Annotated in this window: 16 protein-coding genes, 1 tRNA gene and 1 other RNA gene; 9 read left to right on the top strand and 9 right to left on the bottom strand. The window is 72.5% G+C overall.

Annotation, left to right across the window (positions count from 1 at the left end; all coding sequences use genetic code 11):
• Positions 1-27 precede the first annotated feature (27 nt).
• The 4 genes from AC3IX6_RS19335 to ffs form a co-directional block, all read right to left on the bottom strand.
• A complete protein-coding gene (locus AC3IX6_RS19335; RefSeq protein WP_489363058.1) occupies positions 28-1,635 on the bottom strand; it encodes a M48 family metalloprotease in 1,608 nt (535 codons plus the stop codon).
• Between the two features lie 309 nt (positions 1,636-1,944).
• Positions 1,945-3,198 (bottom strand): phosphoribosylamine--glycine ligase, encoded by a 1,254-nt coding sequence (gene purD / locus AC3IX6_RS19330; RefSeq protein WP_489363056.1) that lies wholly within the window; start codon positions 3,196-3,198, stop codon positions 1,945-1,947.
• 60 nt (positions 3,199-3,258) lie between these two features.
• Complete coding sequence (locus AC3IX6_RS19325) at positions 3,259-5,481, bottom strand: DNA polymerase III subunit gamma and tau (protein ID WP_489363054.1); 2,223 nt, start codon at positions 5,479-5,481, stop codon at positions 3,259-3,261.
• A gap of 180 nt (positions 5,482-5,661) precedes the next feature.
• Positions 5,662-5,760, bottom strand: an RNA gene (gene ffs, locus AC3IX6_RS19320) — signal recognition particle sRNA small type.
• Between the two features lie 174 nt (positions 5,761-5,934).
• Here ffs and AC3IX6_RS19315 point away from each other — a divergent pair.
• Positions 5,935-6,022 (top strand) — tRNA-Ser (locus AC3IX6_RS19315).
• 132 nt (positions 6,023-6,154) lie between these two features.
• Here the strand turns inward: AC3IX6_RS19315 and AC3IX6_RS19310 are convergent.
• Positions 6,155-6,583 carry a type II toxin-antitoxin system VapC family toxin gene (locus AC3IX6_RS19310; RefSeq protein WP_489363052.1) on the bottom strand — a complete coding sequence of 143 codons (429 nt, stop codon included), beginning with the start codon at positions 6,581-6,583 and terminating at the stop codon, positions 6,155-6,157.
• Positions 6,580-6,867, bottom strand: coding sequence for a hypothetical protein (locus AC3IX6_RS19305; protein WP_489363050.1), 288 nt, complete (start codon positions 6,865-6,867; stop codon positions 6,580-6,582). Before AC3IX6_RS19305 ends, AC3IX6_RS19310 begins: the two co-directional genes overlap by 4 nt.
• A gap of 313 nt (positions 6,868-7,180) precedes the next feature.
• Here AC3IX6_RS19305 and AC3IX6_RS19300 point away from each other — a divergent pair, with 313 nt between their 5' ends.
• The 5 genes from AC3IX6_RS19300 (at position 7,181) to AC3IX6_RS19280 (ending at position 12,703) form a co-directional block, all read left to right on the top strand.
• Positions 7,181-8,143 carry a recombination directionality factor gene (locus tag AC3IX6_RS19300; protein WP_489363048.1) on the top strand — a complete coding sequence of 321 codons (963 nt, stop codon included), beginning with the start codon at positions 7,181-7,183 and terminating at the stop codon, positions 8,141-8,143.
• 332 nt (positions 8,144-8,475) lie between these two features.
• A complete protein-coding gene (locus AC3IX6_RS19295; RefSeq protein ID WP_489371329.1) occupies positions 8,476-9,171 on the top strand; it encodes a histone deacetylase in 696 nt (231 codons plus the stop codon).
• Between the two features lie 9 nt (positions 9,172-9,180).
• Positions 9,181-10,074: an RNA polymerase sigma-70 factor gene (locus AC3IX6_RS19290; protein ID WP_489371328.1), complete on the top strand. Its 894-nt coding sequence runs from the start codon at positions 9,181-9,183 to the stop codon at positions 10,072-10,074.
• A 117-nt stretch (positions 10,075-10,191) separates the two neighbouring features.
• Positions 10,192-11,892: an aspartate:alanine exchanger family transporter gene (locus AC3IX6_RS19285; protein ID WP_489371327.1), complete on the top strand. Its 1,701-nt coding sequence runs from the start codon at positions 10,192-10,194 to the stop codon at positions 11,890-11,892.
• 49 nt (positions 11,893-11,941) lie between these two features.
• Positions 11,942-12,703 carry an ATP-grasp domain-containing protein gene (locus AC3IX6_RS19280; protein ID WP_489371326.1) on the top strand — a complete coding sequence of 254 codons (762 nt, stop codon included), beginning with the start codon at positions 11,942-11,944 and terminating at the stop codon, positions 12,701-12,703.
• A gap of 5 nt (positions 12,704-12,708) precedes the next feature.
• Here AC3IX6_RS19280 and AC3IX6_RS19275 read toward each other — a convergent pair whose 3' ends face one another.
• A complete protein-coding gene (locus AC3IX6_RS19275) occupies positions 12,709-13,581 on the bottom strand; it encodes a universal stress protein (RefSeq protein ID WP_489371325.1) in 873 nt (290 codons plus the stop codon).
• Between the two features lie 134 nt (positions 13,582-13,715).
• Positions 13,716-15,191, bottom strand: a complete 1,476-nt coding sequence (locus AC3IX6_RS19270; RefSeq protein ID WP_489371324.1) for a helix-turn-helix domain-containing protein — start codon at positions 15,189-15,191, stop codon at positions 13,716-13,718.
• A gap of 266 nt (positions 15,192-15,457) precedes the next feature.
• Between AC3IX6_RS19270 and AC3IX6_RS19265 the strand changes: the two genes are divergently transcribed.
• Both AC3IX6_RS19265 and AC3IX6_RS19260 read left to right on the top strand, forming a co-directional pair.
• Entirely contained in the window at positions 15,458-16,285 is an 828-nt protein-coding gene (locus AC3IX6_RS19265; RefSeq protein ID WP_489371323.1) for an FAD binding domain-containing protein, read from the top strand.
• Positions 16,282-19,059 (top strand): molybdopterin-dependent oxidoreductase, encoded by a 2,778-nt coding sequence (locus AC3IX6_RS19260; protein WP_489371322.1) that lies wholly within the window; start codon positions 16,282-16,284, stop codon positions 19,057-19,059. The genes AC3IX6_RS19265 and AC3IX6_RS19260 overlap by 4 nt, the downstream gene beginning before the upstream one ends.
• Positions 19,060-19,117: 58 nt before the next feature.
• Here AC3IX6_RS19260 and AC3IX6_RS19255 read toward each other — a convergent pair whose 3' ends face one another.
• On the bottom strand, positions 19,118-21,904 hold the full coding sequence (locus AC3IX6_RS19255; protein WP_489371321.1) for a PKD domain-containing protein: 2,787 nt from the start codon (positions 21,902-21,904) through the stop codon (positions 19,118-19,120).
• Between the two features lie 470 nt (positions 21,905-22,374).
• On the opposite strand from AC3IX6_RS19255, the gene AC3IX6_RS19250 reads away from it, so the two are divergent.
• Positions 22,375-22,821: a molybdopterin-dependent oxidoreductase gene (locus AC3IX6_RS19250; RefSeq protein WP_489371320.1), complete on the top strand. Its 447-nt coding sequence runs from the start codon at positions 22,375-22,377 to the stop codon at positions 22,819-22,821.
• The last annotated feature ends 9 nt before the right edge of the window (positions 22,822-22,830 follow it).

Raw genomic sequence — 22,830 nt, 5'->3', positions numbered from 1 at the left:
GAGGGGCGGCGACGGGCCCGACAGGCCCTAGACCAGGCGGACCGGCTTCTCCGGGCGTACGCCGACCTCGGCGAGCCAGTCCCGGAGCGGGCCGGGGTCCCGGTCCTCCACGAGCGAGAGCACCGGTCCGGCGAGATCGGCCCGCCGCACCCCGGCGATCAGCAGGACCGGCCCGTCCAGCCAGTCCAGCCCGGGCTCGCCTCCCGCGGAGTCGACCGCGGCGCAGCACACCAGCGCCACGACGTGGTCCGCCAGCAGGTCCCGCCCGCTGCGCGGAGCCTCCAGCGGGAACAGCGGCAGCGCGTCGGCCCCGCGGCCCGCGGCGGCGGCCGCCAGGCCGGGCACGGCCTCCCGCGCCAGATCACCGCTCAGCCGGCCCGCCAGGGCGTCGGCGTCGGTGTCCGCCAGGTGGTTCAGCACCCGCTCCACCGTGGAGGCCGCGGGCACCGACGGAGCCGACAGCGCGTCCAGGGCGGCCAGCAGACGGGCCGCCTCCGTGCGCCACTTGCGGTCGACGACCTCCTCCGGATAGGCCGCCCAGTCCACCGGCGCCCAGTCCGGACCGGCCTCGGCCGGCCCGCCGTGGAACAGCCGCGCGGCCAGCAGCGAGGCGGCCTCGTCCACCGCACCCGGCTGGTCCAGCAGATCGCACGCCGGGCGCTCGCCCAGCCGCGAGGTGAAACCGTCGGCCAGCCGGTCGCGCCGGGACAGCTCGGTCAGTGCGGAGACCACGCCCGCGTCCAGGTGCGCGGGCCAGCGGCCCATCCGCCAGGCGGGCAGGGCGACGCGGGTCAGCAGCCGGTCCCAGCCGGCGTACGCCAGCCCGACCTGCTCCTGGGCGGCGATGCGCAGCGCGTAATCCACACCCTGTGCACGGTCCGACGCGGCGGCGGCGACCCCGCGCTCCATCTCGGCGGCGTCCACCCGGCACAGCCGCAGCAGCAGCCGGGCGGGGGCGGCGATCCAGCCGAGGAAGCGCCGGCCGCCCACGTCCACGGCGGCGTCCAGGCCCCGTACGAATCCCCGCGCGTCGGCTATGTCCGGGTGCGCGGAGGGGCCCGTACCGGCGACGACGGGCGCGAGGACGGCCCGGAGCTCGGCGACCCTCATCCACCACAGGAACGGCGAGCCGATCACCAGGACCGGGGCGGCGCCGGGCTCGGACTCCGGACCGCCGGCCCCACCCGATATGAGCGCGCGGCCGCGGGCACGGCGGTGCGCCGCGTGTGTCCGGTCCTCCAGCCAGCTGTCGCAGTCGGGGGTCAGGGCTATCGCGGAGGGCGCCGGAACGTCCATCCGGTCCGCCAGGTCCCGCACGAGCCGGTAGAGATCGGGGGCGGCGGACTCCGACAGCGGCACGGTCGGGGTCATGGCGGGGCTCGCCCGCAGCACGACGGCGGCGAAGATCCCGCCGACGAGCAGGACGAAGGCGGCGACGGCGCACACGGCGAGGGTCACGGCGGGCCAGGGGTCACCGACGAGGCGGCCCGTCGTACGGGCGCTCACCAGCACCACGGCCACGGCGGCGGGCAGCAGCCCGACGGCCAGTGCCCTGCTGCGCACACGCAGCACGGCCAAGGCACGGGAACGCGCGGACGGCGTACCCACTTCAGCGATCGAACCGGTTCCGGACACGGCCGGACCTCACCCCCTCTGCCATGCGGCGGCGTTGCTCACTCCCCCACTGTGACACCAGCCACTGACATCGCAATGCCGGTGGGCCATGTGCCGGAATGAGAGCCGGAATGCTTGCGCCGCACCATAGTTGGGGCGCGGGCGGCCGTCAGGCAGACCGGGTGACGATCACCCGATGGAATGGCTTTGGGTAAAGGTGGGTGCGTTCGAACGCGGCTGGATGCACTCGCACGCGAGCATGCGCGCGGGCCCGGCCGCACCGAGTGCGCACCGGGCCCGCTTCCGTCGAATCCCGCTGATCAGCGCTGTTCAGCGCTGTTCGGCGGCCTTCGCGGCGATGTCCGTGCGGTACTGCGAGCCATCGAGCCCGATCCGCGCGACCGCCTTATACGCCCTGTCCCGGGCCTCCGCCAGATCGGAACCGGTCGCCGTCACCGACAGGACGCGTCCGCCCGCGCTGACGACGGCTTCGCCCTCGGTGCGGGTCCCGGCGTGCAGGACGTAGGCGTACGGGGCGTCCAGCTCGGCCACCTCGGCCAGGCCCGTGATGGGGTCCCCGGTACGCGGGGTCTCCGGGTAGTTGTGCGAGGCGATGACCACGGTGACGGCCGCGTCCTCGCGCCAGCTGAGCGGGGGCAGGGTGTCCAGGGTGCCGTTGGCGGAGCCCAGCAGCACGCCCGCGAGCGGGGTGCGCAGCCGGGCCAGGACCACCTGGGTCTCGGGGTCGCCGAAGCGGGCGTTGAACTCGATGACCCGCACGCCGCGCGAGGTGATGGCGAGGCCCGCGTAGAGCAGCCCGGAGAAGGGGGTGCCGCGGTGGCGCAGCTCGTCCACGGTCGGCTGCAGGACGGAGGCCATGACCTCGTCGACGAGCTTCGGGTCGGCCCAGGGGAGGGGCGAGTACGCGCCCATGCCGCCGGTGTTGGGGCCCGCGTCGCCGTCGAGCGCGCGCTTGAAGTCCTGCGCGGGCTGGAGCGGCAGCACGGTGACGCCGTCGGTGATGGCGAAGAGGGAGACCTCGGGGCCGTCGAGGAACTCCTCGATGACCACGCGGTCGCATCCCAGCGCGTGGGCGCGGGCGGCGGCCCGGTCGTCGGTGACCACGACGCCCTTGCCGGCGGCGAGGCCGTCGTCCTTGACCACGTACGGGGCGCCGAAGGCGTCGAGGGCCTCGTCCACCTCTTCCGGGGTGGTGCAGACGTAACTGCGGGCCGTCGGGACTCCGGCGGCGGCCATCACGTCCTTGGCGAAGGCCTTGGAACCCTCCAGCTGCGCGGCCTCGCCGGACGGGCCGAAGACGGGGATGCCCACCGCGCGGACGGCGTCGGCGACCCCCGCGACGAGCGGGGCCTCCGGGCCGACGACGACCAGGTCGGCGCGGAGCTCGGTGGCGAGGCGGGCGACGGCTTCGCCGTCGAGCGGGTCGACGGGGCGGAGCTCGGCCACCTCGGCGATGCCGGCGTTGCCGGGAGCGCAGTACAGCGCGTTGACGTCGGAATCGAGGGACAGAGAGCGGCACAGGGCATGTTCGCGGGCGCCGCCGCCGATGACGAGGACCTTCACGCGATGAAGACTAGCCCGGGTTCCGGGGTGCCCCTCGTGCGGGCACCCAAGTCGGACCCCCTACTCGTTCGTATATTCCTCTACAACGGTGGCTCCGAGCTCGCGCACGATCAGGTCGTGTCCGCTCAGTGCGGTGTCGACGAGGTCCGGGTCGTCGGCCTCCGCGACGTCGTCCTCGGGGGCGACCGGCGGGGGCGCCTGGTGGGTGGGCGGCTGGTGCTGCTGGGACTGCTGCTGCTGGTACGACTGCTGCGGCTGCTGGGACGGCTGCGGCTGCTGCTGGTACCCCTGCTGGGGCTGCTGTGACTGCTGGGGCTGCTGCGGGGCCTGCTGGGCCGGCGGCTGGTTGTAGGCGGGCGCGGCCGGAGCCCCGTAGGAGGACCCGGACACCGGGGCCAGGGGCTGGGCTCCCCCGCCGACCACGGCCTCGATCTTCCAGGTGACCTGGAACTGCTCGGCGAGCACCGCCTTGAGGACGTCCTCGCTGCCGCTGCTCGCGAAGTTGTCGCGGGCTCCGGCGTTGGGGAAGCCGAGCTGGAGGGTGGTGCCGTCGAAGCCGGCGACCTGGGCGTTCTGGCTGAGCAGGATCCACGTGAAGCGGCGGCGGTTCTTGACCGCGTCCAGGACGGCCGGCCACATCGCCTGGATCTGCCCCGCGCCGGCGGCCATGCCGGGGGCCGGGGCGGCGGGCGCCGCCGGAGCGGAGCCCTGGGCGGCCTGCGCGGGTGCCGCCGGGGGAGCCGCGGGAGCCGCCGGGGCGCCGGGGGTGGCCGCGCCGGGCCAGGCACCCGCGGCGGGGGCGGCGGCCGGAGCCGGAGCCGCGGGGGCGCCGGGGGTCGCGGCGCCGGGCCAGGCACCGGGGGCGCCGCCACCGGGCTGCGCGGCGCCGGGCCAGGCGCCGGGGGCGGCGGCCGGGGCCGCGGGGGCCACCGGCTCGGGCGGAGCCACGGGGGCCGGGGCGGGGGCCTGGTGCACGGGGGCCGGGGCCTGGTGCACGGGAGCCTGCTGCACCGGAGCCTGCGGCGCGGGGGTCCGTACCGCCGCGGGGGCCATCGCGTGGGCCTCCGGCCCGGGCACGTAGCCCATGGCGGGGGCCGGGGCGAAGGCGGCCGCGGCGACGGCGGCGCCGCCGCGCTCCAGCCGGTCGAGCCGCGCCTGCACGGAACGCTCGTCGTCGAAGGCGGCGGGCAGCAGCACGCGGGCGCAGATCAGCTCCAGCTGCAGCCGCGGCGAGGTGGCTCCGCGCATCTCGGTGAGCCCCGTGTTGACCAGGTCGGCGGCGCGGGACAGCTCGGCGGCGCCGAAGACGGAGGCCTGGGCCTGCATCCGCTCGACCACGTCGTTGGGGGCGTCGATGAGCCCCTTCTCCCGCGCGTCGGGCACGGCCGCCAGGATCACCAGGTCGCGCAGCCGCTCCAGCAGGTCGGCGACGAAGCGGCGCGGGTCGTTGCCGCCCTCCACCACCCGGTCCACGATCTCGAAGGCCGCGGCCCCGTCCCCGGCGGCGAAGGCGTCCACGACGGCGTCGAGGAGGGTCCCGTCGGTGTACCCGAGGAGCGAGGTGGCCATGGCGTACGTCACACCCTGCTCGGCGGCGCCGGCCAGGAGCTGGTCCATGACGGACATGGAGTCACGGACGGATCCGGCTCCGGCGCGCACGACGAGCGGCAGCACGCCCTCCTCGACGTGGGCGCCCTCGCGGCCGCAGACCTCGCCGAGGTAGTCCCGCAGGGTGCCGGGGGGCACGAGCCGGAAGGGGTAGTGGTGCGTCCGGGACCGGATGGTCCCGATGACCTTCTCGGGCTCGGTCGTGGCGAAGATGAACTTGAGGTGCTCCGGCGGCTCCTCGACCACCTTCAGCAGGGCGTTGAAGCCCGCCGGGGTGACCATGTGCGCCTCGTCGATGATGTAGATCTTGTACCGGCTGGAGGCGGGCCCGAAGAAGGCCTTCTCGCGCAGGTCACGGGCGTCGTCCACACCACCGTGCGAGGCGGCGTCGATCTCGATGACGTCGATGGACCCCGGCCCGTTGCGCGCGAGGTCCTTGCAGGACTGGCACTCCCCGCAGGGGGTGGGCGTGGGGCCCTGCTCGCAGTTCAGACAGCGGGCGAGGATGCGCGCGCTGGTGGTCTTGCCACAGCCTCGCGGCCCGCTGAACAGGTACGCGTGATTGACCCGGTTGTTGCGCAGGGCCTGCATCAGCGGGTCAGTGACATGCTCCTGCCCGATGACCTCGGCGAACGACTCGGGGCGGTAGCGGCGGTACAGCGCAAGGGACGACACGTCTACGAGGTTATCCGGGCCCACCGACAACGGTGGCCCGCAGACCCACCCGGCCTGCCGTGCCCGCTGCACCCGTCGTGTTCGCCGTACTCGTCATGACTGCCGCGCCCGCCGTGCCTGCCGCGCTGCGGCAGAGCGGTGCCGCGGCAGAGCGGCCCGGCCGGCCCGACCCGTCCCGGAACGCAAAGCGCCCCCCACGCACCCACCAGAGCCCACTTACCCTTGCTGCCTTCCGGCCCTGGGGGAGTTGGGTGAGATAGCGCCACGTGAGGGGCTGGCCCCACCCTAGCGGATGGAGGGCCCCGGAATCGAGCCGGACCCCGGGCGGAGCTCCCCGCGACCCGACCCGGACCCCGACCGGCACCCCGACCGCACCCCGACCTGGACCCCCGCCCGGGCCCGCCCGACGATCACGTTCGCGAGCACCCCTCAACGTCTTGTATTGTTTGCCGCGGAGGATTCGCCTAGTGGCCTAGGGCGCACGCTTGGAAAGCGTGTTGGGGGCAACCCCTCACGAGTTCGAATCTCGTATCCTCCGCCATTGCTCTCACCGGGCAATACGTTGAAGAGCCCCACCGCTTGCGGTGGGGCTCTTTGCGTTCCGTGGTCTCAGTTCCAGTCTCAGTTATTTGCGACATAACCGGATGATCCGCCACATCCCGGGTCCGATGGCCTACCCCTCGTACTCCCAAGGGTTCAGCAGGAGTGCGCCTGATCGCGCCAGATGCTTGATGTTGCGGCTCACCAGCGTCCAGCCGTTCGCCAGGGCGGTGGCAGCGATCAGCGCATCGGGTGGATCGATGCTGGTCCCGGCACTCTTGAGCCTCCGGTGAAGAGCGAGGTAGGCGAGTGCCTCCCGCTCTCCGATGGTGACGATCCGGTCGCGGTACTGATCACGGATGTCCGCGAGCGCCCGCTCGAAAGCGGTACGCCGCACCAGATCCTGCGTCCCCTGGATGCCCGCCTCGATCTCCGCGATCGTGATGACACTCAGATAGAGGGCAGGAGCTGGAACAGACCGAGCCCAGGCGACGACAGCCGGGGCAGGCTTCGGCCGGGTGGTGATCTCGGCGATCACATTGGTGTCGAGCAGATAGATCACTCGCCGTCCGCCGAATCGTCGTAGGACCGCTGCCCGAACTCCAGACCCTCGAAGGGGGTCGCCGTAAGCCGCTCAAGGAATCCGTCGCTGCCCAGGGTCGCCCAGCGGTGAAGCATGTCTGGCAAGGCATCGATGTCCGTGTCGGCCAGCTCGGCATCGAAGTGCCCAAGCTGATGCTCGGGCAGAGACTCCCGGATCTCCCGGATCGTCCGTAGCGGATGAGACTGAGGATGGGATTCCTCGGGTCTGCGCGGTGGGAGCGGCAGGTTCGGGGCAGTGCTCATGATCGGCTCCTCCACGCTGTGGTCACGGGCTCATGCCTGAAGACCACCCTAGGCCGGGCAGCCCTGGGGAGGGTCGGAAACGACCCGAATCCGAGCTTTGACGGGACCCATCCGCCGAGCCACCGCCGGCTGTGTGGCAGCCGCCGTCTACCGGCGACAGCGATGCCCCTTTGGTTGGAACCAGCTGAACGTAGCTGTCTGGCTGGACACAATGGGAGCGCCGCCCTGTAGCCGGTTTCGTGACACGTCGCGTGCACCGCGCCATTGGTACATGGCGAAGATCGGCTGTCGCCCCCTCCACCGAAGGTAGCGAATGACGCAGAGCTCAGCCGCCCGAGCCGGACGCTTCCACACGGGGCGTTTATCCGAGGGACTGCCCCAGGCCCTGGATGCCTGGCGTGTCACCACCGACGATGCCGATGTAGCCGCCCGTGTCGCCGGCTTCCTGGGTGGCGAACCTCGACCGAACGAAGGGACAGGAGGAGCCAGCCTTGCCTACGAAGTGCTGACGAACCGCGAGAGCGTACGCGTTCTCCTGGACGGGCCCGACGCCGTGGCGGCACACATGGTCCTCCGGGGCAGTACGGGCATCATCCACGAGTGCGACGGCGTGGAGTTCCTGTCACCCGAAGAGAAGAAGGGCCAGCCCTGCGGCTGCCCTCCACTACTTGAGGACAGGAAGCTGGCGGCCAGGGACGGGCGCGGCCCGATGCCCTCCGTCGACATCACCTTCCAGATCGCAGCGGCACCCGAGCTCGGCGCGTTCCACTTCATGACGCACTCGTGGCAGATGGCCGCGCAGCTCTCCGACCTGACGGACGCGCTGGAGCGGGTCAACGGCCCGGCCATCTGCAACCTCACCCTGGAGCTCGTCGTCTACACGACCAAGGTGGGCAGAGGTGCCTGCTATCGAAAGCCGGTGGTCACGGTGCTCGGCAGCCCCGACAGCGTTGCGACCGAACCCCCGCCGACGACCGAGCCCAGGCCTGCTCCGGCACCATCCGCACCCCGCCGCAAGGCCAGGCCGGCCCCTGAGCCCACCACCCCGTCCGCACCGGAGTCGAGCCACTCGGTCAGCGTGAACGCCGCTCTGCTTCGCCGCGCCGCCAACGTGCTCGGCACCGGCGACCACGAGGAAACCGTCATCGCAGCCCTGTCCGAGATCGTGGCAGGACGGCAGCAGACCGCAGAGCTCGTCCGGCTACGAGAGCAGGTCGGACGGATCGCCGCCATCGCGGGGCAAGCGCTCCAAGGCCGGGATTCCTCACTCACCTGACCGGCTCCGACCGTCTCGCAGTGATCACCACAGCCGGCCAGCTGGTCTCAGTTGTGGTCTCATTCGCCCCCGTCCGGGCCCGTCCAGACGGGGCCACCCCGAACGTTCCGCCGCAAGTCAGGACACGTACGACCCCCGCCGGACCCCCGTACGAACATTTGGAAAGCGTGTTGGGGGCAACCCCTCACGAGTTCGAATCTCGTATCCTCCGCCATTGCTCTCACCGGGCAATAAGTCGAAGAGCCCCGCTGCTTGCAGCGGGGCTCTTCGGCCTTCTCCTCACGTGCCCCTCACGTACCGCCGCACGCACCGCCCCGCAGGCGAGGAACCACATGGTCGTCCACACCGCCGTTCCGCTCGGCGTCGAGGCTCCGCGGGGCCACGGCCGGGTCTGGTACGCCGCCTACGGCTCCAACATGCACACGGACCGGCTGGCCGCCTACATCGCCGGCGGGACGCCGCCCGGCGCGACGCGCCCGTACCCCGGCTGCCGGGACCGCCGGGCGCCGGAGCGGTCGATCGCCGTCCAGCTCGACGGATGCCTCTACTTCGCCACCGAGTCCCCGGTGTGGACCGGGGGCAGGGGCTTCTACGATCCTTCGGCGCCCGGTCGCCTGCTGGGGCGCGCGCACCTCGTCACCGTGGGCCAGCTGTCGGACATCGCCGCGCAGGAGATGTACCGGGAACCCGGAACGGACCTCGACCTCGCCGCGGTGCTGCGCGACGGCCGCGACGCGTCGGGCGGCGGCCGGTACGAGACCTTGATCTGCCCGGGGACGGTCGACGGCATCCCCGTGCTGACCTTCACCGCCCCGTGGTCCCTCCGGGACGTCGAGCCGCTCAGGCCGTCCGCCGCGTACCTGCGCCACCTGGCGGGCGGCCTGCTGGAGTCGGGGCCGTGGCGGGAGCAGGAGATCGCCGACTACCTGTCCGGCTGCCCGGGCGCGACCGGCCACTGGACACCGGGACAGGTGCTCGACCTGCTGAGGGAGCGGCCTGCCGGAGGTCCGCCGGGGGCCCGCGTTTAGCGTGGGGCCATGGATACGGCACAGGAGTTCGAGACCCATCGGCCACGGCTGTTCTCACTGGCGTACCGGATGCTCGGCTCGGCGGCCGAGGCCGAGGACGCCGTGCAGGACGCGTACCTGCGCTGGCACGGGGCCGAGTCCGGCCAGGTGGTCGCGCCGGGCGCGTGGCTGGCCAAGGTGGTCACCAACCTGTGCCTGAACCGGCTCACCTCCGCCCGGGTGCAGCGCGAGGAGTACTTCGGGCCCTGGATCCCGGAGCCGGTGGGGACCGGTGCCGGGGTGCTGGGACCCATGGAGACGGCGGAGCAGCGGGACTCGGTGTCCTTCGCCGTGCTGACGATGATGGAGCGGCTGTCGCCGCCCGAGCGGGCCGCCGTGGTGCTGCGCGACGCCTTCGACTACAGCCACCGGGACATCGCGGGCGTACTCGACTGCTCGGAGGCGAACGCGCGCCAGCTCTACCGCCGGGCCAAGCAGCACCTGGCCGACGGCCGGCCGCGGTTCACCACCTCGCGGGAGCAGGACGACGAGCTGCTCGCCCGGTTCCTGGCCGCCGCGTCCGACGGCGCGATGGCACAGCTGGAACAGCTGCTCTCCGACCAGGTGGTCGTCTGGTCCGACGGCGGGGGCAAGGCGAGCGCTTCGAGCCGGCCGGTGGCCGGGCGGGACAACGTGGCCCGCTTCCTGGTCGGCCTCTTCTCCCGGTGGGTCAACGGTTCGCGGATCGGTTTCGCCGAGGTGAACGGCGTTCCGGCGGTGGTCGGCTGGGCGGACGGCGAGCTGACCGCGTTCGGGGCGCTGGAGCTCGGCGAGGGCGGGATCACCGGCGTCCGGCTCGTCCTGAACCCGGACAAACTCGCCTTCCTCGCAACTCAGCTCCGAGAGCTGTCAGAGAACGGCTGACCCGCCGGTCTGTGTCGCGGGGGCTCGACCGGTGGATCGGGGATCGGGGCACCGCCCTGGACGTGCGGGCGGACATACCGGCACATACCGTTTCCCGAGACGGCCGAGGAGGTGTGGATGGACTGGCTCCGGGACGAGATCTTCCGGCCCTACCCCGAACTGCTGATCTTCCTGACCATCGCCGTCGGCTTCCTGCTCGGCCGCATCCGGTACAAGACCATCGCCCTCGGCGCCGTCACCGGATGCCTCGTCGCCGGCCTGGTCATCGGTTCCCAGGCCAAGGTCGAGATCGACGGTCCGATCAAGTCCGTCTTCTTCCTCATGTTCCTCTTCGCCCTCGGCTACGACGTCGGCCCGCAGTTCTTCCGCGCCCTGCGCAAGGACGGCCTCCCCCAGGTCGTCCTCGCCGTCATCGTCTGCGTCACCGGACTCGCCTCCGCCTGGGCCTTCGCCGCCCTCGCCGGGTACGGGCCCGGCCTCTCCGCCGGTCTGCTCGGCGGCGGCCTCACCCAGTCCGCCGTCATCGGCGTCGGCTCCGACGCCATCGCCCACCTGCCCGGGGTCAGTGCGGACGAGGCCCGGGACCAGTCCCATCTGATCGCCGTCGCCTACGCGGTCACGTACCCCCTCGGTACGGTGCTGCCCGCGCTGCTCCTCGCCGGCTTCCTGCCCCGCCTCCTGCGCCGGGACCTCGCGGCCGAGAGCGCCGTGCTCGCCGCCGACCTGGAGGCCGCCGAGGACGACCCCGACGCCGGGGAGGGCTACTACAAGCACGTGCTGCGCGCGTACGCCGTCGACGTGGCGGCCTTCGCGGGGCGCACGATCGGGGACTTCGAGGCGGAGCAGAAGGCCGCCGGGCGGCGGCTCTACATCACCCGGCTGCGCCGCGCCGGGGAGATCCTGGAGCACGCCGCCGACACCCGGGTCGAGATCGGGGACATCCTGGCCGTCAGCGCGGTCCGCGGCGACCTCGTCGCGTACGACGCGCGCACGCACATCGGGATGGAGACCGACGACTTCGAGCTGCTCGCCTACCGCACCGAGTCCCTGCACGTGGTCATCACCGACCGGAACCTCAGCGGCCGCACCATCCGCACCCTGCGGCACGAGGAGTTCATGCCGGGCGTCTTCGTCGACGAGCACTGGCGGGCCGGCGCCGACCTGCGGGTCCGCCTCGACAGCACCGTGGAGCGGGGCGACACCCTGGTCCTGACGGGGCCGCGCAGCCGGGTGGAGGCGGCCGCGGCGGAGCTGGGCAAACCGGTGCCGACCAGCTTCGCGACGGACATGGTGTGGATCGCGCTCGGGCTCTTCCTCGGCGGCTGCCTCGGCATCCCGGCGCTGCACGCGGCGGGTGCTCCGCTGTCGCTGTCCACCTCCACCGGGGCGCTGCTGATGGGGCTGGTCTTCGGCTGGATCCGGAGCAAGTACCCGACGTACGGGAACCTGCCGTCGGCGGCGCAGTGGCTGATGGGCACGCTCGGGCTGTGCGTGTTCGTCACGGTCGTCGGCCTCAACGCCGGCCCGAGCTTCATGCCGGGCCTGCGCGAAGCCGGCTGGCCGCTGCTGCTCTGGGGCGCGGCCGTGACGAGCGTGCCGCTGCTGGCCGGATTCGCCTACGGGCACTTCGTGCAGCGGCTCCCCCTCCCGATCCTGCTCGGCGCCCTGGCCGGAGCCCAGACCACCACGGCCGCGCTGGGCGCCCTGACGGAACGCGCGCGCAGCCAGATCCCGGCCCTGGGAACGACGGTCCCGTACGCCCTGGGCAACGTACTGCTGACGATGTGGGGGTCGGTGATCGTGCTGCTGCGGCGGTGAGAGGGCTGCCGGTCTTCCTGTTCGCCCGGCCGGCGATCACCATGGCGGTATGGACGAAGCGGTGTTCCTGGTGCCCGGGCAGCGGAGTGCGACGGCCGGGCTGCTCGGTGAGGCGGCCGCGCGGCGGGGGATGGAGGTGCGGGGGCTCGACGCCGGGGTCGGGGGGCTGGCCTGGCGGGACGTGTACTGGTGCGGCGGGCCCGCGGCCGGGGCGCGGGTGGCCGGGGCGCTCGGGATCGGGCTGCTGGAGCCGGCGGACGCGTGGCTGGCCGGGCTGCCGGAGTGGGCCACCGGGCGCAGGATCCGGCTGACCAGCCTGGGCGAGGCACGGGAGGCGCTGCGAGAGCCGGCTTTCGTGAAACCGCCGCGCGAGAAGTCCTTCCCGGCCGCCGTGTACGCGGACGGCGCCGCGCTGCCCGTACTGCCGCCGGACACCCCGGTGCTGGTCTCCGGGGTGGTGGACTTCGCCGCCGAATACCGGCTGTTCCTGCTGGACGGGGAGATCGCCGCCGGGAGCCGGTACGCCGTCCACGGACGGCTGGACCCCACCCCGCTGGACGAGGATCCCCGGGCCGCGGAGGTACGCGCCTTCGCGGCCCGGCTGCTCGCGGTGGCGGGCGCCACCCTGCCGAGCGCCGTGACCGTCGACGTCGGCTTCGCCGGCCCGACCGTGGTGGTCGTGGAGGCCAACATGGCGTGGTTCTCGAACTGTTACGCCGCTGACCCGGGCCGCGTCCTCGACGTGGTGCTCCGCTCGGCCGGCCCCCGGGAGCGGATCCCGGCGGCCGAGCTGCGGTTCGTGCGCGGGTGAGATCCCTAGCCGTGGGGGATCAGGGCCACCGGGCTGTGGGCGTGGTGGGCCACCGCGTGGTCCGTGGGGCCCATGCCGTGCAGGGGGCGGTGGTGGCGGCGGCCCACGACCAGGAAGTCGGCCTCGGCGGACTCCTCCAGCAGGAGCTTCGCCGGGTCGCCGGAGCGGGTCACGCACACGGTCGCCACCCCCGGGTGGCGCGCGCCGGCCGCGGCCACCGCCGCTTCGAGCGCCTCCGGGGCGGCCGGGCCCGTATGTACCGCGTGCACCGCGCGCAGCGGGAGGGCGTGCCGCGCCGCCCAGGCGTACGCGAAGTCGAGGACCGCGGCGTAGTCGCCCGCCGGGTCCACCCCGACGACGACCCCGTGTCCGTGCGGCGCGCGCTCGGCGGGCTCCCGTACCAGGACGACCGGGACCTCGGCGCGCCCCGCGACGTGCAGCGCGGTGGAGCCGAGCAGCGGAACCACGTGGCGTTCCTCGCCGCTCGCGCCGAGCACGATCAGCCCGGCGTTCGCCGCGGCGGCCGCCCGCGGGATCTCGTTGCCGGGTCCGCCCTCGGCGGTGGCCGCCTCGACGGTCAGGCCCGGGTGGGTGGCGCGGAGTTCCCCGGCGAGGGAGGACAGTACGGTCCTCGCCGCGGACTCGCTCGCGCCGAGCACGGGCTGGAACTCCGGGGAGATCGGCTGGACGGTGGGCCAGGCCTGGCCCACGTGGAGCAGCCGGAGCGGCGCCCCGGCCGCCAGGGCCTCACGGGCGGCCCACCGGGCGGCGGCGAGGCTCCGGGGCGACCCGTCGAACCCGACGAGGACGGGGAGGACGGGGAGACCCGGGAGGGCGGGCTCGGCGGGCTGAGCGGGCGGGACGGACGGGACGGACATCGGCGGCACCCTTCGTTCGTTCGCGCGGCCCCTTCGCACGCCGTTCGCACGCGCGCGTGGCCGTTTCCTGGTCGCTCCTACGACGCTACGCCCCTTGCCCTGTTTGTCCGATGAGGAGAACTTTGCTCTTGCGGCTAGCAGCGCAGTGCCGCGTACAGGTCCAGCTTGTGGTCGAGGCGCGACAGGTCGCGGCCGGTCAGCGCCTCCACCCGCTCGATCCGGTAGTGGACCGTGTTCACGTGCAGGTGCAGCGCCTCCGCCGTACGCGTCCACGAGCAGTTGTTCGCGAGGAACACCTCCAGCGTCTCCCGGAGCATCCCGTCCCCGAGCGAGCCCAGCATCCTCGTCCCGAACACCCCGCGCACCTCCGGCGGGACCCCCGACAGCAGTTCGGCCAGGGTGTCCAGCTGCTCGACCCCACGGACCGCGACCGCCTCGTCCGCCGCCATCAGCGCGAAGCGCGCCTGGCACAGGGACGCGCGTAGCCCCTCGGCCGAATCCGTCCGGGCGCCCACACCGAGGCGCAGGTCCGCCCCCGGCTCGGCGCACGCCCGGAGCAGCGGCCATACGGCGCGCAGCCGGTCGGCGGGATCGGCGGCGGGGGCCGCCCCGGCGGCATCGACTCCCTCCCGGCCCTCGTACAGCACCGCCCCGCCCGGCCCCGCCGCCCACCGGGCGCCCTCCAGGTGCGCCAGCGCCTCCGCCAGCGCGTCCCCGTCGCTCGCCGTCACCACGCGGTACGGGCCCCCCGCGGGCAGTCCGGCCGCCTGGAGCGCGGCGCCGAGGAGGTCCGGCTCGGCCTCGGACGCCACCAGGGCGAGCAGGTCCCGTCCGGCGGCCCGGCGTACGGCCACCCGGCGGACCGCGGCGTCGCGGTACTGCGCGAACACCTCGGCGATCTCGTGGAGCACCCGCGGCGGCGCCGCGTCCGCGTCCGGGACGTGCAGCAGCCAGGCGTCGTACGGGGAGCTCTCGCCCCCGACGCCGAGCGAGAGCCCGCCCTTCGCGGCGGAGACGGCCCGCCGTGCCGGGATCGCGGGCGCGGACGGGGTACGGGCCACCGTGCGGCCGCTCGCGGTCAGCAGGTAGCAGGGCAGCCGGCCCAGGTGCGCGCACGCCCGGTCCAGCAGTTCGGCCGGCCCGGCCCCGCCCTCCAGGAGCCGGCTGAGCTCGCTGCGCACGTTCTCGGGAAGCGCGAAGTGCCGGGTCGGGCGCCGGCTGAGGTCGCCCCACTGGCGCAGGTACACCGCTTCGGTGACGGCCCGGAAGCTGGTCCGCGCGGGCACCGCCACCAGCGGCATCCGGTGGGCCCGGCAGGCGGCCACGAGTTCCTCGGGCACCCTTCCGTGGGTCTCCTCGCCGGCCAGCAGGGCCCGCGCTCCGGCGTCGGCGAGGGCGGCGACGAACCGGTCGGTCCTGGCCGCGGCCGACGCCCCCGGACGCCACCAGACGAGACCGCTGAGCACGAGCTCCCCGGGGCCCAGGAACCGGCCCGGGTCCTCCAGGTCGGTGGCGGTCACCCCACTGACCTCCTGGCCGAGAAGGGACTGCTCGCCCCACAGCAGGGTGAGGCCGAGGTTGTCGGACTGGAGCAGGTCGAGGACGTGCATGACGGGGACTCCTTGCGGCGGGTGGCAGCCCACAATCGCGAGGCGAATATGAGGGTTGCCGTGGTAAATGCAAGGACAACCCCGCGAACAGCCTCTTGGATGATTCACCAGGGACGCCCCGTCGGCCCTGGTGTTTTTCCGTGCCGGGGACCAGTCGTCCCAGCCGCCGGCCGGTTGTTTCACTGGCACGAGTCGACGAAAGCGACCAAAAACGACGACGAACAACGTGACGGCGACGGCGACGGCGACGGAAAGGATGGCGGAAAATGGATCTCAACACGGTGCTCGACGTACGCGACGCACGCCGCCGCGAACCCTGGCGTCCGGGTGACGCCTGGCTCGGCGGCGGCACGTACCTCTTCTCCGAGCCCCAGCCCCACGTCCGCCGGCTCGTCGACCTCTCCCGGATGGGCTGGCCGCCCCTGTCCTGGCAGTCCGACGGCGCCCTCGACATCGCCGCCACCTGCACGATCACCGAGCTGTCCCGCTTCGGCCGAACCCTGCCCACCACGGCCGCGCCCCTCTTCGAACAGTGCTGCCGGGCCTTCCTCGCCAGCTTCAAGATCTGGAACATGGCGACCGTCGGCGGCAACCTCTGCAACGGCCTCCCCGCCGGCCCGATGGTCTCCCTCACCGCCGCCCTCGACGGCACCGTCCTCCTCCAGGGCCAGGACGGCTCCACCCGGCGCCTGCCCGTCACCGACTTCATCCGCGGAGCCGGCGTCAAGGACCTGCGCGACGGCGAGCTGCTGCGCTCGGTGCGGCTGCCCGCCCGCGCCCTGGACTCCCGTACGGCCTTCCGGCAGGTCTCCCTCTACGGTCTCGGCCGCTCCGGCGCCCTCGTCATCGGCGCCTACGACCCCCAGGACGGCTCCCTCGCCGTCACGGTCTCGGCCGCCACCACCCGGCCCTTCCGCTTCTGGTTCGCGCTGCCTCCCACGGCGGCCGAGCTGCGCCGGACGATCGACGACACCGTCCGGCCCGACGAGTGGTTCGACGACATCCACGGACTGCCCGCCTGGCGGCGCCACATGGGCCTGCGCCTGGCGGAGGAAGTCCGCCGCGAGCTCGATCCCGAGGAGGTGTCCCGATGAGCTACGAGATCGACATCAACGAGCGGCGTTTCACCGAGGAGCCCCGATCCGGCCAGTGCCTGCGCACCTACCTGCGCGACCGCGGCTGGTTCGGCGTGAAGAAGGGCTGCGACCAGGGCGACTGCGGGGCGTGCACGGTCCACGTGGACGGGCAGCCGGTCCACAGCTGCCTCTACCCGGCCGTCCGCGCCGAGGGCCGCTCCGTCACCACCGTCGAGGGACTGTGCTCGCCCGGCGGCGAACTCCATCCCGTCCAGCAGCAGTTCCTCGACGCCCAGGGCTTCCAGTGCGGCTTCTGCACCGCCGGGTTCCTGATGACCACTTCCGCCCTCCAGGCCGAGCGGGGCACCGCCCACGACGACGGCAAGCTCGACGACCTCCCCCGCGCCTTCAAGGGCAACATCTGCCGCTGCACCGGCTATCGCGCCATCGAGGACGCCGTACGCGGCGTGCAGCACGTCGAAACCCCCGAGGTGGGCCAGGCCGTCGGCAAGTCCCCCGGCGCGCCGGCCGGCCCGCAGGTGGTCACGGGCACGGCCCGCTACACCTTCGACGTCACCGTCCCCGGCCTGCTCCACATGAAGCTGCTGCGCTCCCCGCACCCGCACGCCCGGATCGTCTCCATCGACACCCGCGAAGCCCTCCAGGTACCGGGCGTCCACGCGGTCCTCACCCACTACGACGCCCCCGACCGGCTGTACTCCTCGGCCCGGCACGAGCACCCGACCGAGGACCCGATGGACACCCGGGTCCTGGACGACGTGGTCCGCTTCGTCGGCCAGCGCGTGGCCGCCGTGGTCGCGACAAGCGAGCAGGCCGCCGAGGAGGGGTGCCGGCGCGTGGTGGTCACGTACGAGGAACTCCCGTACGTCATCGACCCGGAGGAGGCGATGCTCCCCGGCGCCCCGGTCCTGCACCCCAAGGGTCCCGAGTCGGGGATCTTCCGCGCCGAGAACAACGTGTGCGGCGAGGTCCACCACACCCTCGGCGACATGGAGAAGGGGTACGCCGAAGCCGACGTCGTCTACGAGGAAACCTTCCAGACCCAGCGCGTGCAGCACGCCAGCCTCGAAACCCACGGCAGCGTCGCGTACTTCGAGCCCAAGGAGGACGGCTCCCCGGGCGAGCGCATCACCGTCCGCTCCTCCACCCAGGCGCCCTTCCTGACCCGGCGGGCCCTGTGCGCCCTCTACGACCTGAACGAGGACGAGGTCCGCGTCGTCGCGGGCCGCGTGGGCGGCGGGTTCGGCGGCAAGCAGGAAATGCTGACCGAGGACATCGTGGTCCTCGCCGCCCTGAAACTGCGGCGCCCCGTGAAGCTCGAATTCACCCGGGCCGAGCAGTTCTACGGAGCCACCACCCGCCACCCCTTCAAGATCACCGTCAAGGCCGGCGCCAAGGCCGACGGCACCCTCACGGCGCTGCGCATCCGGGTCGTCTCCAACACCGGCGCCTACGGGAACCACGGCCCGGCCGTCATGTTCCACAGCGTCGGCGAGTCCTTCGCGGTCTACAAGGCCCCGAACAAGCAGGTCGAGGCCTACTCCGTCTACACCAACGGCGTGCCCGCGGGCGCCTTCCGCGGCTACGGCCTGGGCCAGGTCCTCTTCGCCCTCGAATCGGTGATGGACGAGCTCGCCCTGCGGCTCGGCATGGACCCGCTCGCACTGCGCGAGAAGAACGTCATCGGCCCGGGCGACCACATGGTCACCCCGATCGGCCACGAGGAAGACCTCTTCATCGCCTCGTACGGCATGAAGCAGTGCATGGACGTCGTCCGCAGGGCCGTCGCCGAGGACCGCAGCCACGAGGACGTTCCCGAGGGCTGGCTCACCGGCACGGGCACGGCGGTCGCGATGATCGCGACCGGCCCGCCCGGCGGCCACTACGCCGACGCGAGGGTCAGCCTGCTGCGCGACGGCACGTACGACATCGCGGTGGGCACGGCCGAGTTCGGCAACGGCACCACCACCGTCCACCAGCAGATCACCGCGGGCGCCCTGAACACCACGGTCGACCGGATCGCCGTCCGCCAGTCCGACACCGACGTGGTCCGCCACGACACCGGTGCCTTCGGCTCGGCCGGCACGGTGGTGGCCGGCAAGGCGGTCATGCTGGCGGCGAACTCCCTCGCGGAACGCCTCCGGACCTTCGCCGCCCGCCACACGGGCGTGGCCCGGCACCTGTGCGAGCCGTCCGCGGAGGCCTTCGACTGCGCGGGCCGCGTGGTCACCCTCAAGGAGCTGTACGAGGCCGCGTACGACAAGGGCAAGCTCGACGAGCTCGCTGCCGACGGCCACTGGGGCGGCTCCCCGCGCTCGGTGGCCTTCAACGCCCAGTGGTTCCGGATCGCCGTCGACCCGGACACCGGCGAGATGAAGATCCTCCGCTCCGTCCACGCGGCCGACGCCGGCAAGGTCATGAACCCGATGCAGTGCCGCGGCCAGGTCGAGGGCGGAGTGGCCCAGGCCCTGGGCGCCACGCTCTTCGAGACCGTACGGGTGGACGAGCGCGGGGAAGTCACCACGGCCGCCTTCCGCCGCTACCGCCTCCCGCAGTACGCGGACGTCCCGCGCACGGAGGTCCACTTCATGGAGACCTCCGACGCCATCGGCCCGCTCGGCGCCAAGTCCATGTCCGAGAGCCCCTTCAACCCGGTGGCCCCCGCCTTCGCCAACGCGCTGCGGGACGCGACGGGGATCCGCTTCACGGAGCTGCCGGTGACCCGGGACGTGGTCTGGCAGAAGATCCACGAAGCGGGCGGCCGGCCCTGAAACGCCAGTGGGGCAGCTCCGCCGGAGCTGCCCCACTGGACTCGGTGCGCGCCGGGGGCTAGCCCTGCGTGAAGTAGCCGAGGAGGTCGGTGATCACGTGGTTGGGGCCGCCGTAGCTGTTGAAGACGCTCACCTTGCCGCCGGGTCCGACCGGGGTGGTGACGTGGTTCGGGACGGTGACCCCGGGGAGGGTGTTGAGGCTGCTGGCTCCGGGGAGCTTGCCCCCGAAGGCGTACGCGGTGAGGAAGCCCGGGCCGGTGGTGTCGGTCGCGGTGACGTTCAGGGCCGCGCCCACGGCATTGGCCGGGAGGCCGGCGACCGTGGTGGTGGCGCCCGGGGCGACCTTGCCGGTCGTACGGGTGTCGGCCAGGCGCTTGGGGACGACCGGGGTGAAGAGGGCCTTGCCGTCCTTGCCGTAGTAGCCGACCGCGTCCAGCACCAGGTGGGTCGAGCCGCTGTTCGTGAACAGGGTGATCGTGCCGTTCGGGCCCACCGGGACGATCGCCTGGTTCGACTTGTCCTTGCCCGGCTCCACGTTCAGGTTCGACGTCGCCGGACGCTTCGCCGGATCCGGGTACGCGATCACGTGCGCCGGCTGGGTGGCACCCGTACCGGTGAGGTTCAGGGCGACCGCGGTCGCGCCGGCCGGGATGCCGTTGACGCCCGCGACCTTCACCGTGCGGGTCTTGCCACCGCCCAGCGCACCGCCCGAGGAACGGGTGTCCGTGACACGGGTCGGGGTGATGGGGGAGAAACGCTCGCCGATGGTGGGCTGGTAGTAGCCGACGACGTCGACGATCAGTGAGGCCTTGCCCGCGTTCAGCTGAGCTTTGATCTTGCCGTCAGCGCCCACGGGCACGGTCACCGTGTTGGACGAGGTGCCGCCCCGGGCGATGTTCACGTTCGACGTCGCCGGACGCGACTGGCCCGACGGCCACACCGTGAGGTGGGTGTCCTGGGTGGCACCGGTGACCGTCACGTTCAGGACCACCGCGCTCATGCTCTGGCCGAGCCCGTGGTTCGGAACGCCCTGGCCTGCCCACAGGACCACCGGGTGGGCGGTGCCGCCCTCGATGGGGGTGTTCGTGGTACGGGTGTCCAGCAGCCGGAACGGCTCCGTGGCCACGTACCCGGACGGCGCGTAGTCGACCTGCACCTTCTTGGTGACCGTCGATTTCGCTCCCTGGACGTCCGTGAGGCTGACCGTCACCTGGTACGTGCCGGGCGTCTTGTAGGCGTGCTCCACCTTCTCCAGACCCCCGCGGCTCGAAGAGGTGCCGTCGCCGAAGTCCACCTTCTGCGCACCCACCCGCCACGGCGCCACCGTGGCACCGGGGGTGTCGATGCGGACGGTCAGCGGAGCGATCCGGTATCCCGTGTCGGCGGAGGTCGGCAGGACCGGAGTGGCGGTGAAGTCAGCGGTCAGTACGCCGGGTGCGGTCACCTTTGTCGTCCGCGTGGACCCCGGTACCTCCCGCCCGACTGCGGTGACCACCTTCGTTTTGACCTCGTACACGCCCGGCGAGCTGTAGACGTGCTCGAGGAAGTTCTTCTTGCTGACGACCGGGGCCGTCCCGTCACCGAAGTCGGCGTGGTACGTGAGGGTGGACTGCCAGTTGCTGTCCGTGGAGATGTTCACCCCGACCTCTGTGCCGACCGGAGCCCAGTTGTTCTGCGAGACGTACGCCCAGACCATGCTCAGGCGGTCCTGTGTTTCCTCCGCACCGCGATCGATCCACCCGCCGTCCCTACCGGTGTTGGGGACCCGCGGGTCGTCCGCGGTCGGACCCCCGTAGATGTCGGTCGGCAGCACGCCCGGCGCCGTCGGATCGCCGGAGTCGACGGTGGGGGACCCGGTCTCGCTCGCACCGACTCCGTCGTACGTCGGCGTGACGATGTCGTGCGCGCCCTGGCCGGTGGCGGCCGTGAACTCCGCCGGGGTCTTGTACGCGGTACCTGCCCACTGATAGGGCGTGGGCAAGGGGCTGGCGGCTCCGCGGGGGCCGGTGATCAGGTTGTAGTCGGCGGCGGTTCCGGCCGCCGCGCTCTCCGTCACGCGGATGCCCCGGAAGAGTTCGGAGGTCCCGCAATAGGAGTAGGGGTAGATCAGGTTGTTGAACAGCTTGGAGCCGGTCGAGCCACCACTGACCCCGATGGCCTCCCCACAGCCGCCGTAGACCGTGTTGTTGGTCAGGACGGTGCCGGGCGCGTCCACCACTTCGGCCGACTCCAGACTGCTCTGGGCCCAGAAGGTGTTGCGGCCGAACACCGTGTTCCGGGCGCCTCCCTCGACCCGGGCGCTGTGCAGCCGGCTCCGTGTGACGCGCACGTCCTCGCTTCCCCCGCCGACCACCAGGCCGTGGGACGTGCCCCACCCGTTCCCGACCCTGTCCAGTGCGATATCGGTGGAACCGTGGACCCGGATGGGGCCGTCGTCGGTCTCCACCCCGCGGACCACTACGTGGGAGGCACCACTGATGGTCAGGCCGTCTGTCCAGTACGACTCCGACACCTGCCCCGTCTCCCCGTCGGGCGCGGACGGGATGATGTCGAAGGTGATGGGCTTGCCCGGCTCACCGGAACGGTCGATGGTGACGGACTCGCCGTAGTAGCCGATGTTCGTGTCGACCCACACGGTCTGGCCCGGCTCGACGACCTTCGCCGCCTTCGAGACCGAGCAGAAGGGCACCGCCGACGAACCGGGTCCGCCGTCGGAACAGTTCTTGGCGGCACGGTTTACGTAGAGGCCGGACGGGGCCGCCTCCGCGGCCACGGCGCCCGGGACACCGAGAAGGGTGACGAGGCCTGCGGTGAGCAGGACCGTCGTCGTACGAATGGGACGCAACAGAAGGACTCCCTTCGAGAGTTGGAGCTGCCACTGGCCGATGCCGTTGCGGGGCGGACGGCGGTGCCGATGCGTGACCCGTTCGCTCATCTGTCCCCCCGGAAGATCCGCTCAGCGTTCACCGAGGAGACGGCTCACCCCCTCGCATGGTTGTACGAGGGGGTGAGGAAGTTCGGTCTCAGTTCGCGGTGAAGTGGCCGAGGAGGTCGGTGATCACGTGGTTGGAGCCGCCGTGGCTGTTGAAGATGCTCACCTTGCCGTTCGCGACGGGTGAAGTGGTTCGACCGTCACGCATAGGACCGCCCACCCCGCCCGAAGGTTGCACGGGAACGGACACCTTTCGGCGCGAGCGCGCAGCCTCGTGATCTGCCAGGAAGAAATGACGAAGTCGTGGACAGTTGCTGCCCACATCAAGGCTTCAACCTTGCAGATGAGGTTCTGGAAGGCGTCCCGCCGGGCATGAGTGATCCATGGGCAAACTCATGCTGCACGGAGACCTGGACCACCCGGCGACGCTCAGCGTCGCGGATCTGCGGGACTGGGCACAGCACCGGGCCGCGGTCACCTTCGACTGCGCGACGAACGGTCCGCAGCACCACGTGTTCGAGGGCCCGTTGCTCCGGGAGGTCATCTCGGATGCCGGCCCGGCCTTCGACGCCCGCCGCCGCAAGGACCGTTCGCGGTTCCTGCTCGCCGTGACCGGCGGGGACGGGCACCATTCGATGCTGTCCTGGGCCGAGTTGGACGCCGACTTCGGCGCGAGCCCGGTGCTGCTGGCGACCCGCCTCGACGGTGAGGACCTCGACGAGGCGGGTGCGCAGCTGGTGGTCCCTTCGGACCGGTGCGGGGCGCGGTACGTCAGCGCCGTCACGCACGTGTGGTTCGGCGCGCTGTCGCCGCCGCGCCTGGGGCTGTAGGGCGGGAGC

The organism is Streptomyces sp. GL_141, assembly GCF_057834385.1.
Note: the sequence above shows the minus strand (reverse complement) of the source record. Positions and strands in the feature narration are given on the sequence as shown.